The organism is Actinoplanes sp. NBC_00393 (genome assembly GCF_036053395.1).
Classification (GTDB): Bacteria; Actinomycetota; Actinomycetes; order Mycobacteriales; family Micromonosporaceae; genus Actinoplanes.
In genome coordinates this window covers 11031281-11045529 of sequence record NZ_CP107942.1, presented here as the reverse complement: position 1 = coordinate 11045529, position 14249 = coordinate 11031281, and the positions used below count along the sequence as shown (strand labels likewise).

The following is a 14249-nucleotide window of genomic DNA, read 5'->3' as shown; positions in this document are numbered from 1 at the left end:
GGCCGCGGTCGCTATTGGGCGGCCGCGCGTAAGCGTCGGAACGGGCGCGCGGCGGCCAGTTCGGTCGCCGCGCCCAGGCCGGCGAGCGTGACCCCGAACAGGATCGCGCCGGCCCGTCGCAGGTGGTCGCCGCCCCTCCCCCGGGCGGCGGCCGCCACCTCCCGGGCGAAAGCCCGCGGCAGCACCCGCCGCGCGTAGTCCCGTTCCGACGTGAGACCCTCACCCGACTTCAGGCCGGACATGGCGATCTTCCCGCGCCCCTCCTGCCAGCACCGCCGGACGAAATGCCGCAGATCGTCCCGCCCGGCCGGGACCGCATGCTCGATGACGGCCTCCGGCACGAACATCCACCGCCCGCCGGCCGCGGCCATCCGCAGGCACAGCTCGGTGTCCTCCGGCTTCATCCGGTCGCCCACCTTGCCGAACTCGGTGCGGAAGCCGCCGACCGTGAGGAACGCGTCGCGCCGCACCACCATGCCGGCCGACCAGACGTTGCGGACCGGCGCGGTGCTGGTCGGCAGCCCCGGATAGGAACCGCCGACCGCCCACAGGAACTCGTCCGGGAACCAGCGCGGCCGCGCCCGCAGCCAGTTCGGCCGGATGGCGCTGCCGGCGCCGACCACCCCCGGATCGTCGAACGCCGCGACGACCCGGTCCAGCCAGCCCGGCGCGGCGACGATGTCGTCGTCCAGGAAGGCGACCAGTTCGGTCCCCGCGTGCTCGGCTCCGGTGTTGCGTGTCCCGGAGACGCCGCGGGTGTAGCGGTTGGCGAGCACGGTCACTCCCACCGCGACCTGCAGCCGGTCGAGCAGCGCCGGGTTGTGGTCGACCACCACGATCACCTCGGCCGGCTGCTGGGCCTGAGCCGAGGCGATCGCACCGAGCAGCAGGTCCCAGCGGTCCGCGCTGTGGCAGGGAATGACGACGGCGACCGAGGTCACCGTTCGGCAGCCCGCTCCGCCAGCGCCGGCCGGACGCCGCCGGCACGCTTGCGGCGATGCCGCATGAATTCGATGGCGATCGTACGCAGAACGCGCGCGCCGTCCCGGAAGGTGTTCAGGTTGCTCTCCCCGTGCAGCCGCGGGTACTCGACGTTCGCCACCTCGGCCACCCGCGCCCCGGCCGCCGCGAGCCGGACGTTGATCAGGGTCTCCACCTCGAAGCCGTCGCCCCAGAGCTTGCCGCCGTCGGCCGGCGCGGGCAGATCCGGGTCGGGCAGGTCCATGAGCGGGACGATCCGCCGCCAGAACACGTTGTAGCCGTGGCACAGGTCGGTGTAGCGGGTGCCGTACAGCACGTTCACCAGGCCGGTGAGTCCCTTGTTGCCCAGATTGCGCAGGTGGGTGATGTCGGTGCTGTGCCCGCCGAGGGCGAACCGGGTGCCCTTCGCGTAGTCGGCGCCGGCGGTCAGCACCTTCACGAAGTTAGGGATCTCACCCGGGTCGGCCGAACCGTCCGCGTCGATCATCGCGATGACGTCGCCGGTGCACGCGGCGAAACCGCAGACGAGGGCGTTGCCCTTACCGGTACGCGTCTGCTGGATCACGGTCGCGTCCGGCCGGTGCTCGAGGGTCACCTTGATCGTGTCGTCGCTCGATCCACCGTCGACGAGCACCACCTGGGTCACCTCGGGACCCAGTTTGCCCAGTACGTGCGGAATGTTGCGGGCCTCGTTCAGCGCCGCGATCACCACACTCACCGTCGGCGAAGTGTTGTCACTCAAAGCCTTGCCCCCATGCGCGATCTTCCATACCAAAGGCGGGATCCTACGCCGGTCGCGCAAGAGCGGAAGGCCCGCCCGAGGGCGGGCCTTCCAACGGTCAGAGGCCGAGCTTGCCGGTGCCCGCGCCGGCGGTGACGACCGACTTCACCGTGCTGGCGGTGTCCAGCGTGTAGGCGTACGGAATAGCTTTGACCGTGCCGTTGGTCTGGGGTGTCCCCGAGTTGACGAAGTGGTTGTTGCGCTGCACCAGGTTGCCGTTCGGCGAGGTGCCCTGGGCCAGCGTCGTCGGCCGGGAGACGTTCTCGAAGTAGTTGCCCTCGACGAGCACGCCGGCCTCGGTCGTCGACGCGACGCCGTAGCTGGTCACGCCGTCGTAGTAGTTGTTGTAGACGTGCACCGGGTTGCCGAACCGGACCCGCGGGTGCCGCTGGTTGGTCCCGTCGAACCAGTTGTGGTGGTACGTGACGCGCAGCTTGCCGCGGTCACCGGTGTCGGTGTCGGCGGAACCGAGCAGCATGGTCTTGTCGTGGCTGCGCGTGATGTTCCACGAGACGGTCACGTAGTCGGAGCCGAGCCGCACGTCGACCAGGCCGTCCGCGGCGCTGGAGAAGGTGTTGTGGTCGATCCAGACGTTGCGCGAACCGTCCTGGACGTTGATCGCGTCGTCGCTCGAACCGGAGAAGTTCAGGTTCTGGATGATGACGTTGCTGACGCCGGAGAGGCTCAGGCCGCCGCCCTTGATGCCGGAGTTGGCCCCGACGCCCTGAATCGTCTTGTTCGAGGTCACCTTGTGCATGCCGGTCAGGGAGATCGTTCCGGAGACCTTGATGATCCGCGACCCGCTCGCCTGCAGCGCCGAGTCGAGGGCCGCCGCGGTGGTCACCGTGGTCGTCGACCCACCGGCGCCGCCGGTCACGCCGCCGTTCTGCGCGGCCCAGCCGACCACCCCGGCGGCCGGCGCCGGTGTGCTGCCGCCCCCGCCGCTGACCTGGGTGAACGCCCACTGCTTGTTCGAGTTGGCGGTGCAGGTCTCCTGGATGATCGCCGCGCCGGAAGAGGTCGAGGCGCCCTTGTCGCTGATGCACAGGCCGCTGTTCACGTTGATGATCTGGAACGTGCCGGTGCCGCTGGCGGCGAGCTTCCACTGCTGGTTGGTCTGCGCGGAGGCGCAACCCCACTGCTGGAGCTGCACGCCGGACGTCTTCGACCCGGCCGGCACGTCGATGCATTTGCCGCTGTTCGCGTTCTGCAGCAGGTAGTTCGAGCCGGCCGCGACCAGCTTGAACTGCTGCCAGGCCGCGCCGGACGTGCAGCCCCACTGCTGCAGCAGCGCGCCGTTGTCCTTGGAGGCGCTCGGCACGTCGATGCACATGCCGCTCTTGGTCACCTTGAGCTGATAGGTCGCGCCGGCCGCCGGCAGCGTCGCCGCGTTCGACGGCAGCATCGAGTAGCCCACCAGCGCGGTCGGCACAGCGAGCACCGCCGCCGCCCCGATCAGCCACCTCTTGCGGGCGTTCTTCCTGGTCACGTGCGGGTCCCTCTTTCTGCACGGGGATCCGGCCGGTGGGGTTGTGCCGGCCGCGGCGCCGCGGGCCAGAACAACCCGGGCGCTGTCCCGTAGATGCCGCAGCCCTCACGCGACAACAAAAACTTCCCCACCCCGCCCGCCCGGCCGCCGCCCGGCCGACACCGTTCCGCACGTCGACGGCCACCAGCCGCCGCCCAGCCCGGTAACCGCGCCCCCATAACCCACCCCACAGGCGGCTCGCCACACCCAGCCGCCACCCAGACACGTAACCTCGCCCTCGCAACCCGCCCCACAGGCGGCTCGCCGCATCCAGCCGCCGCCCAGACACGTAACCGCCCCCTCATAACCCGCCCCACAGGCGGCTCGCCGCATCCAGCCGCCGCCCAGACACGTAACCGCGCCCTCATAACCCGCCCCACAGGCGGCTCGCCGCACCCAGCCGCCACCCAGACACGTAACCGCCCCCTCATAACCCGCCCCACAGGCGGCTCGCCACACCCAGCCGCCACCCAGACACGTAACCGCCCCCTCGCAACCCGCCCCACAGGCGGCTCGCCACACCCCAGCCGCCGCCCAGACACGTCCCCCGGCGGTAGCCAGGGGCGGGATAACCCGCGTGGGCGACGACTCGGAGGGGAACGGAGGCCGTGGGCGTGCCGGGGCAGCGCAAAAGGCCGTTGCCGGACAGCCGAGGGGTGATGGCTGTCCGGCAACGGCCGATTACCTGTGGCGGGAGGCCGGCGACGGCCGGTTGCCCGTGCGGGAGGAGCTGGACACCCTCCGGGGTCAGGGTCCGCCAGTCCGCGATCTTGTGGACTTCACGATGGGGCACCGGAAATCAACAAGATCGCGAGTGGCCGGGCGGCAGACCCGTGACCGCGAAGCGTCTCTAGTTGCGCCAGGTGTCGCTCAGGGTGACTCTGCCGCTCGCCGGGACGGTCGCGGTGCGGTTGGCGCCGGACTCCCAGGTGACGCTGCCGTCGGTGTTCTTGCGGACGTACTTGTACTGGAAGGCGGTGCCGGCCGGCAGGTTGACCGTGCCGGTCCAGACCGGGTAGGTGGCCGCGGAGAGCGGCACCGCGTTCGCCGGGGCCCAGTTGCCGAGGGCGGCCTGGTTGCCGACGACGAAGATGTTCTGGCCGTAGCTGGTGGTGGCGTTGACCCCGAACGACGCGCCCGAGGTGGAGGCGGACGCGGACGGCGACGGGGACGCCGGCGGCGACGTGGTGGCCGAGGTGGTCGGGGCCGGGCCGCTGGCGCCGGCGTACAGGGCGATCGCGTCGCCGGCCGGGACCGTCGCGGTGAACTGGCCGGCCGCGTTGACCGCGTACGTCGTGCCCGTGCAGCCGCCACCGCTGGTCGGGTCACCGTGCTGCACGTCGCAGTAGTTGCCCGCTGGCAGCGACGTCTGGAAGGTCCGGGTCAGCGCGCTGCCCTCGTGGTTGATCGCCACGTAGCCCCGGTTGCCCCGGCCGAAGGCGATCTGGTCGGCGCCGTTGGTCCACCAGTTGGTGACCGCCGTGCCGGAGACCGCGTTGCGGAAGCCCACCATGTTGCCGATCTGCCGCCAGGCGTGCTGGCACTTCCAGCCGTCGGCGTAGCAGGCGTTCACCGTCCCGTTGTTCGGCGGACCCTGGTCGTGGCTGCTGAACTCGTAGCCGGAGTTGACGTCCGGCGCACCGTAGGGCCAGGCCAGCGTGAAGACCTGAGCGAGCGTGTACGCCGACCCGTTCTTGTAGTTGAGGGTGTCGCCGACGCGCTCGGTGTCGTGGTTGTCGACGAAGACCGCGGCCTGGTTGCTCGGCAGGTAACCCCACGAGGCCCCGAAGTTCGACAGGTACGCCAGGTTCTCGTTGAGGAACACCCGCTTCAGGTCGCGGGCGAAGCGGAACTCCTGCACATCGCCGCTACCCGTGTACTCGGTCGGCTGGACCGCCTCGCCGGCGCCGAAGATGACCTCGTGCTTCCAGTACGCCCCGGTGTTGCTCAGCTTCGACTTGATGCCCGCCAGATCGGCCGCGGACATGTGCTTGGCGGCGTCGATGCGGAACCCGTCCACGCCGAGCGAGGCCAGATCGTTCAGGTACCCGGCGATCTTGCCGCGGACGTAGTCGCTGCCGGTGTTCAGGTCGGAGAGGTTGACCAGCTCGCAGTCCTGCACGTTGGACCGGTTCGTGTAGTCGTTGATCGCCGAGCGGCAGGAGTGGAAGTCCTGGTCGGAGTAGAGGCCGGGGTAGTTGTATTTCGAGTACTGCGTGCCGGCGGTGCCGGTGCCCGAGCCGGCCGACATGTGGTTGATGACGGTGTCCACCACGACCTTCACACCGGCGGCGTGACACGTGTTCACCATGCTCGCGAACGCCGCCCGGTTACCGAGGCGGCCGCCGATCGTGTACGACACCGGCTGGTACGACGTCCACCACTGGCTGCCCTGGATGTGCTCCTGCGGCGGCGAGACCTGCACGAACCCGTACCCCAGCGGGCCGAGTTTGTTCGTGCACTCGCGGGCCACCGAGGCGAAGGTCCACTCGAACATCACGGCGGTGACGTCCTTGCTGCCGGGCGGGGCGGCGAAGGCGTCGGGCCCGGTCACGACCGAGGCGACGCCGAAGCCGCCGATGCCGACGGCGAGGGTGGTCGCCGCCAGCGCGGTCGCCAGACGGGAACGGCGTTTGGGGCGGGTGGGTTCGTCCACAACGATCTCCTGACGGGGAAGGGATCTGCGGGGCGCGGGGCCGCCATGGTGCGGGGAAGACGGCCCCGGAAATCTCTTGCTGCAACACCGATGAAACTTTCTGAAAATCTTTGCGACAAAGATAGGTACGCCCCCGTAGCCCGTCAAGAGTGTCGATGTCAAACGAGCCGGCGAATCTCCCCGTACGCCCGGTAGAAGCCGCCACGGCTCGCCTCGCGCAGCCCGGCCACCACATAGCGGGTGCCGGGCTGGCGGATGCCCTTCGGGAACTGGACCTGCCAGTCGTGGTGGTAGCCGGACGACACGACCCGGATCCGCAACCGGCCGCCGACCTCGACACACTCGACCACCACCCCGCCGGCGACGTCGTGGACGATCTCGACTGTGGTGGACGGGACCACGGCGGCCATCCGCGGCGGCGCCTTGACGTCGACCACCTCGGGGACCTCGCCGCCGACCGCCGACCGGATCGCCGCCTCGCTCGCGTCGATACAGGCCAGCGAGCCGTCCGTGGTGACGATGTAGAGGCGCTCGTCCCGGTACTGCATCGAGTAGGCCGAGCCGCAGCCGGTGGCCAGTTTCCACAGCCGGGTGCCGTTCGCGTCGAAGCAGTAGATCGACGACGCGCTGTCGCCGGCGAACACGTACCGCCCGTCCTCGGCGGTGGCGCAGGAGAACACCGGGCCGTCGCACTGATACGTCTGCCGCAGCGAGCCGTTCTTGCCCAGCTCGACGACCTGGCGGGTGGAGGTCCCCGCATACAGCGTGGCGCGCTCCTGCCAGCCGAACAGCACCGGGCCGGTCCGGGTGTGCCACAGCTCCTGCCCGGTCCGCCAGTCGTAGCTGGTGATGCCGGCCCGGTTGCCGTGGTGCACCGCGGAGGCGTCGCAGCGGACCATCCACGCGGCCGCGCCCCGGCCGGGCCGGCGCCACAGGAACTCGTCCTCGTGGTCGATCGCCGAGATCCCGCCGCTCGCGTCGGAGACACCCAGCACGCCGTCGTGGATGTCGAGCCAGTAGATGTCGATCTCGGGCGCGATCCGGTACGCCAGGCGCGGCACCTTGCCGGTCAAGTCGTACACATTCCCGTCGTCGCAGCCGGCGTAGAGCCAGTCGTCGTCGGCGACGATGCACTTGACCCCGTCCGGCAGCTGGAACTGCTGCAACACCTCGGCGCCATGGCTGAGTGTCGTGATCAGGCCGCTCTCGTTGCCGACCATGCACACGTCGTCGTCGATGAAGATGCCGAACGCCGGGCTGCCCGACGCATACCGCCAGAGGACCGGCGCGCGGGTCGCGGTCGAGCGGGTGCTCACGATCTGCCGCCGCGAGACCGACCGCTTCTGCCGCCCGCCGGGGACGGCCGGCGCGTACCCCTTGCGTACCTTCTCTCCGATCTTCTTTGCTGCCTCGCTCTTCGCCTTGTCGGCGGTGGTGAAGGAGGACTGCTTGACCTGGCCCCGATCGCCGATCCGTCCGTAGCGGACGGTCAGCTCCGTCCCGTCGACGGCCACCTCGTAGAACTTGTGGGCGCTCCCGCTGTCCTCGGAGAGCTCGAGATACGTGACGTCGGCCGGCATCGTGGCCACCTTTCCGCGTGGGGAATCGATGGCGAGGACCGTAGCGAGGGGGTCCGACATTTTCCCGGCGAAGATCATTTGACTTCAACTCAGGTTGAGGTTCTACCGTTCGGAGCGTGCTCAGCAGCGACATCGAGACCCAGATCGGCCAGCTGTTCCGGGCGGCCTTCCGCCGGTATCCGACCGGCGTCGCGATCATCTCCGCGGCGACGCCGGACGGCCCGGCCGGACTGACCGTCTCCAGCGTGGCCTCGGTGTCGGTGGCCCCGCCGGCGCTCTCCTTCTCGGTGCTGGGCAGCCGCTCGGCGCGGGCGATCCTCGCGGCGCCAAGCTTCGTGGTCAACCTCCTCGGACCCGGCCACGCCACGCTGGCGCACGACTTCGCCCGCCCCGGCCGGCCACGCTTCACCCCCGGCCAGGGGTGGGACCGGCTGCCGACGGGGGAGCCGGTCCTGGCCGGGGCCGCCGCCTCGCTGCGCGCCACCCCGCTGCACCTGCTTCCGGTCGGCGAGTCGACCGTCGTGGTGGCCGAGGTCGTCGAGGTCCTCCTCGGCCCGGACCGCGGGCGCCTCGTCTACCACGACCGGGAGTTCCACCCGACGAACGAAAAACCCGAAGATCCGAAGAAGGCCTGACATTTCTTGATTTCCGCGCGCTGGGTCCGATCTTCTGACTGGACCTAGGGAGGATGAGTGCGGAACTCGCAGCCGATGGCCCAGCTCCGGAACGATCCGGTGCTGCGCGCCCTCATCGGCCTCACCCTGCTCGGCTGCGTGCTGTTCTTCGTGCTCGCCGGGCAGCCGGAACACCAGGTGCGGGTCTTCTGGGCCGCGCAGGTGCCGCTGGACGCGGCGCTGGCGATCGGCGGGTGGCGGCTGCGGCGCATCGCGCACGTCCGCTACCGCCGGTTCTGGTCGATGATCGCCTTCGCCGGCTCGTCGTTCGTGGTCGGCGACACGTACCAGACGTTGCACACGATCTTCTCCCCCGGCGTGCCGTCGCTGAGCGGCGGCACGGTCCAGACGGTGTGCTTCGCCGTCGGGATGAGCAGCAACGTGATCGCCTGCCTGATCTTCCCGCAGGGGCTGCGTACCGCCCGGGAGAAGTTCGTCTTCTGGCTCGACGCCACCACCGTGCTGGTCGGTGGCGGCGTCGTGGCCTGGTGTTTCGCGTTCAACCCGGTGGACGGCGACCACACCGACCGGGTCAGTGCCGGCGTCACGGCGGCCCTGGTGCTGGTCGCCACCTTCTCCGCCACCAAGGTCGCGCTGATCAAGGCGCCGCCGATGGCCCGGATCGCCGCCTGGCCGATGGTCGGCGCGGCCATGGTGCAGGGCGTCACGACGGTTCTGCCCGGTGACTTCCAGGGCGTGGATCACGCGTACGTCTTCGCGATCCGCCTGTTCCCGTCGGTGCTGATCGCCGTCGGCCCGCGGATCCAGGAGGTGATCCTGCGCAACGGCGGCACCGGGCAGACCCGCAAGCGACGGCCGTACAGCCTGCTGCCGTACGGAATGATCGCCGTGACCTTCGTGGTGTTCTTCCTGATGCTGCCGGAGAAGTCCTCGTCGCAGCTGTGGGGCGCCGCCCTCGGCGTCGTGGTGATCACCTGTCTGGTGGCCGGGCGGCAGCTGGTCGCCTTCCACGACAACATGGTGCTGATCGGCCGGCTCGACGGGGCCATGGAGGAGCTGCGGGTCCGCGCCTCCTACGACAGCCTCACCGGCCTGGCCAACCGCTCGCACTTCAGCGAACTCATGCTGGCCCACCCGGGCGAGGCTGCCGTACTGCTGATCGACCTCGACGACTTCAAGACGGTCAACGACACGATGGGTCACGCGGCGGGCGACGCACTGCTGGTCACGGTGGCCGAGCGGTTGCGCGGCTCGGTCCGGGACACCGACGTGGTGGCCCGGCTCGGCGGCGACGAGTTCGCCGTGCTGTTGCCCGGCACCGACCCGGCCGGCGCCGGCCGAGTCGCCGAGCAGATGCTGCACCGGCTCGCCGATCCGATCGACGTGCAGCAGCACACCCTGGTCACCCGGGCCAGCATCGGTCTTACCGGCACCCGGACCGGCGACGACCCGTCGGTGCTGCTCAGCAACGCCGACATCGCGATGTACGAGGCGAAGCGCCGCGGCAAGGGGATGTGGGTCGCCTACACCGACGAGATGGGCGCCCGGATCAGCGCCGAGGCGGTGCTCATCCGGGAGATGACCCAGGCGCTCGAGAACGACGAGTTCTTCCTGGTCTACCAGCCGATCGTGTCGCTCGCCGACGACTCGCTGACCGGGGTGGAAGCGCTGATCCGGTGGAACCACCCGACCCGTGGGCTGGTCTCGCCGGTGGAGTTCATCCCGGTCGCCGAGCGTACCGGGCAGATCGTCGCGATCGGCCGCTGGGCGATGCGGGAGGCGTGCCGGCAGGCCGCCGACTGGCGGGCGAAGTACCCGGCTGCCGAGCGGATGACGGTCGGCGTCAACGTGGCCGGCCGCCAGCTGCGCGACCCGGCCCTGGTCGGCGAGGTCGCCGCGGTGCTGGCCGACACCGGGCTGCCCGCGTTCTGCCTCAGCGTCGAGGTCACCGAGACGGCTGTGCTCGACGACGAGGAGTCCAACGAGGCCATGCTGGCCCTGCGCGGGCTCGGCGTGAAGCTGGCCCTCGACGACTTCGGCACCGCGGCGTCCTCGCTGGGCCTGCTGCTGACCTGCCCGGTGACCACGCTGAAGCTGGACCGCTCGTTCGTCGAGTCGATCACCACGGTGGGCCGGCAGGCGGCGGTCGCCACCGCGGTCAGCCAGATGGCACGGGCGCTCGAGTTCGCCTCGGTGGCTGAGGGCATCGAGACCGAGGAGCAGCGCGATCTGATCCGCGAGCTGGGCTACCAGTACGGCCAGGGCTACCTCTGGTCACGTCCGGTGGCCGCCGACCGGGTCAGCGAGATGTGGGTCGATGCTGTCTCGCGTACCGTGCGCATGTGAGTTTGATCCTGACCGGCCGCTGGACCACGCAGCGGTGGTTCGCCTCCGTGCTGGTGGGCATGGCGGTGCTGATCGTGGGCGGTGCGGTGCTCGGCGCGCAGGCGCTGGCGCACACCACCGCGGTGTCCAACCGGCTCAGCGACCGCATCTCCCCGGCCCGCACCACCGTGGTGGAACTCGACGTGGCCCTGCTCGACCAGGCGTCCGGCGTCCGCGCGTACCTGCTCAGCGGACAGGACGAACTGCTGGAGGCGTACCCGCAGGGTGCCGCGGCGGAACGCGCGGCCGTCGACCGGCTGCGCCGCCTGCTCGCCGGCGAAGCCGCACTGCTCGCCGAGATCACCGAGGTCGAGCGCCTCGCCGCGCAGTGGCGGACCGGTAGCGCCGACCCGCTGATCGACGCCCGGCGGCGCACCGGGACAGCGCCGGCCACCAGTGACGACCAGGCCTTCGAGACGGTCCGCCGCCAGGTCGCCGCGCTGGACGACCGCCTGGTCACCGAACGCGAGGCGGGCCGGGCCGCGCTCGACCGCTCCCGGCAGATCCGCAACGCGGTCTTCCTCGGCCTGGCCGTGTTGCTGCTCGCCGCGGTCGCGTCGATCGCCGTGCTGCTGCGCGTCGTCGTGCTGCGCCCGCTCGCCCAGCTCGGCGCCGCGGTCCGCAAGGTCGCCGCCGGCGACTTCGAGCACCAGCTCTCCCCGCGCGGGCCCGCCGACGTCGCCGCACTCGGCCACGACGTCGAGGCGATGCGCGGCCGGCTGGTCGACGCGCTGGTCGAAAGCAGACAGGCACACGAGGAGCTGCGCCGTTCCAACGCCGACCTGGAGCAGTTCGCCTACGTCGCGTCGCACGACTTGCAGGAGCCACTGCGCAAGGTGGCGTCGTTCTGCCAGATGCTGCAGCGCCGCTACGCCGACGCCCTGGACGACCGCGCCCAGCAGTACATCGGCTTCGCCGTGGACGGCGCCACCCGGATGCAGCGCCTGATCAACGACCTGCTGGCGTTCTCCCGGATCGGCCGGGTCTACGACGGCAACCACCCGGTCGACCTGAACGACGTGCTCGACCAGGTCGAGCAGACCCTCGCGAACCGCATCGGGGAAACCGGCGCGCAGATCGTCCGCCCGCCGCTGCCCACCGTCCCCGGCGACGTCACGCTGCTCACCATGCTCTGGCAGAACCTGCTCGGCAACGCGATCAAATTCCGCCACCCGGACCGCCCGCCGCACGTGGAGATCACCGCCGCCGACAGCGACGGCATGTGGACGTTCACCGTCCAGGACAACGGCATCGGCATCGACCCGCAGTTCGCCGACAAGATCTTCGTGATCTTCCAGCGCCTGCACCCGCGCGACCAGTACACCGGCACCGGCATCGGCCTGGCCATCTGCAAGCGCGTCGTCGAACACCACGGCGGCACGATCTCGCTCGACGCCTCCCACACCGACGGCGCCCGCCTGACCTTCACCCTGCCGGGCCTGCCAGGCCTGCCCGCAACCGAGGCCGAAGCGCACCTCACCCGATCCGCCGCTCCAGCATGAGCCGCCGGGGTACGCCTACGCAGCTTTCCCCCACCGGCACGCGAGCCCCTGCCTGCTCCCGGCCCCAACGCGCCCGCCGGGCCCATGCAGCCGGTCCCGCTCCCACCCACCCCGCGCCCTCGTCACCCACGCCCGCCAGCCAGCCGCCACCCACGCACCCAACCCGGCCCGGATAACCCGCCCCAGCGGCGGCCCACACCCACCAGCCGCCACCCAGGCAGGTAACCCCGCCCGGAACACCGGCCTCAGCGGCGGCTCGCACCCACCAGCCGCCACCCACGCACCCAACCCCACCCCGATAACCCGCCTCAGCGGCGGCCCACACCCACCAGCCGCCACCCAGGCAGGTAACCCCGCCCGGAACACCGGCCTCAGCGGCGGCTCGCACCCACCAGCCGCCACCCACGCACCCAACCCCACCCCGATAACCCGCCCCAGCGGCGGCCCACACCCACCAGCCGCCACCCACGCACCCAACCCCACCCCGATAACCCGCCCCAGCGGCGGCTCGCTTCGGGTAGTCGGCGAGGCGGGCCCGGCAAGACGGCAAGGCCCGAGGCGGATCCGGCGGGGCGGCAAGGCCCGGGGCGGGCCCGGCGGGACGGCAGGGCCGAAAGGCGCGCTGCCCGCGGGTTGCGTCCCGCCCTCGGAACGGACGCATGGCGGCCCACTCAAGTTCGGCGGTCGGGGGCGCCGTCGACGATCCGCAGCTCGCGGGATGTCCTTGAGCAGGAACCCGCCGGCGCTTTGAGGGCTGGGCGTGGCAGGTGGTCGCTTGGTAGGCGAGGACGGGTCGGATTCGGCGGGACGGCGCGTGCCCGTACCCCTAAAGCAAGGCCGGGAGGTTGAGCGGGGCGAGGTGGTGCAGCAGCGACCGGGCCGCTTCGGCGGCCAGGCTGCGATCGTGGGTGAGGGCGAATTCGAAGCGCCGCTCGGAATCCGGGCCGGCGTCGCCGAGGTCGCGGGCCACCAGCGCGGCGGCTCGATGCGGGCCGACCACGATGACGTTCCATTCGCCGCGGAGGCGGTCGTCGCCCAGCTCGGCGCCACGAACGCCGGGCGCCGGCTCGGGTGGCAGGCCGACGCCGAGAGCGGCGACCAGCGGGCTGTGCGCGGCGACCCGGGCGAAGCGGACGGCGGTGCGGGCGGTGAAGTGCCGTGCCTCCTGGAAGCAGGCGAGCAGCACGGGTGGCTCCGGACCCGTCCCGGCCAGTGCTTCCAGGTGCCGGCTGAGCGGCATGAGCTGCGCCTTCGTGGCACGCGTGACCGGCCGCACCGCGCTGACCAGCTCGAACGGCGTCCGGTCGCCGCGGCCCGGCGGGGTGAGCAGTGGCACCGACGGACGCGCGACGGACATCGAGCCCGAGCGGGCGGCGGCCGACGCCTCCCAGCGCGAGAGCGCGGCGGTTTCCGGGCGCGAAGACGCAGCAGTCAGCGCGGCATCCCAGCGCGAAGGTGCGGCGGGTGGCAGCGGCGTGGCATCCCGGTACGGCAGTGGGGCGGGGCGGCCGAAATACCAGCCCTGGCCGATGGTCGCGCCCATCGTTCGGGCCAGCGCCAGGTGACGCTCGGTCTCGATGCCCTCGGCCAGGATCACGGCGCCGCTGGACTCCGCGTACGCCGAGACCGCCGCCACCACCCGCGCGGTGTCCGGATGGTCCGGGGCGTGCAGCAGCCCCATGTCGAGCTTCACCACGTCCGGGTGCACGAACGGCATCAACGCCAGCGACATCGGATCGGCGCCCACGTCGTCGAGCGCGACGCCCCAGCCCGCTTCCCGGCAGTTCTCGGCCGCCGACAGCAGCGCCGCCGGGTCTGCCGCGATGGCCCGCTCGGTCATCTCGGTGACCACCCGCAGCCGGCTGCGGGCCTGCTGGACGACCGGAACCAGGTCGGCCGGGCAGCCGGACCGCCACGCGGTCGGCTCCATGTTGACGAACAGCGTCAGCTCGGGCCCGAGGTTCGCCGCGAGCGCCGCCCGGTACGCGACCGCCCGGCAGATCCAGTCCAGTTCGGCTTCCCGCCCGGCGGCGCGGGCCTCGGCGAACAGCGCGAGCGGCGACTCCCAGGGTGTGCCGGCCGGGCCGCGGCTGAGCGCCTCGTATCCGACGACGTGGCCGCCGGCCAGGTCGATGAGCGGCTGGAACACCGGGGTGACCGCGCGCAGGTCGAGCAGGTCGTGAATGTGCTGCACGGCAGAC

9 protein-coding genes are annotated in these 14249 nt (G+C 71.3%); 3 read left to right on the top strand and 6 right to left on the bottom strand.

Translation table 11 applies throughout. The features are described from left to right. Positions 1-11: 11 nt before the first annotated feature. The 5 genes from OHA21_RS51055 to OHA21_RS51035 form a co-directional block, all read right to left on the bottom strand. Positions 12-941 carry a glycosyltransferase family 2 protein gene (locus OHA21_RS51055; RefSeq protein WP_328468171.1) on the bottom strand — a complete coding sequence of 310 codons (930 nt, stop codon included), beginning with the start codon at positions 939-941 and terminating at the stop codon, positions 12-14. Next, on the bottom strand, positions 938-1723 hold the full coding sequence (locus tag OHA21_RS51050; RefSeq protein ID WP_328468169.1) for a glycosyltransferase family 2 protein: 786 nt from the start codon (positions 1721-1723) through the stop codon (positions 938-940). The genes OHA21_RS51055 and OHA21_RS51050 overlap by 4 nt, the downstream gene beginning before the upstream one ends. 97 nt (positions 1724-1820) lie before the next feature. Beyond that, on the bottom strand, positions 1821-3251 hold the full coding sequence (locus OHA21_RS51045; protein ID WP_328468167.1) for a pectate lyase family protein: 1431 nt from the start codon (positions 3249-3251) through the stop codon (positions 1821-1823). Between the two features lie 889 nt (positions 3252-4140). Beyond that, complete coding sequence (locus tag OHA21_RS51040; protein WP_328468165.1) at positions 4141-5946, bottom strand: carbohydrate-binding module family 20 domain-containing protein; 1806 nt, start codon at positions 5944-5946, stop codon at positions 4141-4143. Positions 5947-6104: 158 nt separating this feature from the next. Continuing rightward, the gene (locus OHA21_RS51035; RefSeq protein ID WP_328468163.1) at positions 6105-7526 is read right to left on the bottom strand and encodes a WGR domain-containing protein; all 1422 of its coding nucleotides are present in this window, start codon (positions 7524-7526) and stop codon (positions 6105-6107) included. Positions 7527-7642: 116 nt separating this feature from the next. Between OHA21_RS51035 and OHA21_RS51030 the strand changes: the two genes are divergently transcribed. Genes OHA21_RS51030 through OHA21_RS51020 form a run of 3 tightly spaced genes read left to right on the top strand, consistent with a single transcriptional unit; the run spans position 7643 to position 12048 of the window. Further along, positions 7643-8161: a flavin reductase family protein gene (locus OHA21_RS51030; protein ID WP_328468161.1), complete on the top strand. Its 519-nt coding sequence runs from the start codon at positions 7643-7645 to the stop codon at positions 8159-8161. Between the two features lie 57 nt (positions 8162-8218). Then, positions 8219-10507 (top strand): putative bifunctional diguanylate cyclase/phosphodiesterase, encoded by a 2289-nt coding sequence (locus OHA21_RS51025; RefSeq protein WP_328468159.1) that lies wholly within the window; start codon positions 8219-8221, stop codon positions 10505-10507. Next, the gene (locus tag OHA21_RS51020; protein ID WP_328468157.1) at positions 10504-12048 is read left to right on the top strand and encodes a sensor histidine kinase; all 1545 of its coding nucleotides are present in this window, start codon (positions 10504-10506) and stop codon (positions 12046-12048) included. The genes OHA21_RS51025 and OHA21_RS51020 overlap by 4 nt, the downstream gene beginning before the upstream one ends. An 826-nt stretch (positions 12049-12874) precedes the next feature. Here OHA21_RS51020 and OHA21_RS51015 read toward each other — a convergent pair. Further along, entirely contained in the window at positions 12875-14242 is a 1368-nt protein-coding gene (locus OHA21_RS51015; protein WP_328468155.1) for a sensor domain-containing phosphodiesterase, read from the bottom strand. Positions 14243-14249 lie beyond the last annotated feature (7 nt).

Coding starts and splice junctions, on each gene's coding strand:
- OHA21_RS51035 (WP_328468163.1), bottom strand. CDS start 7,526: ATGCCGGCCGACGTCACGTATCTCGAGCTCTCCGAGGACAGCGGGAGC.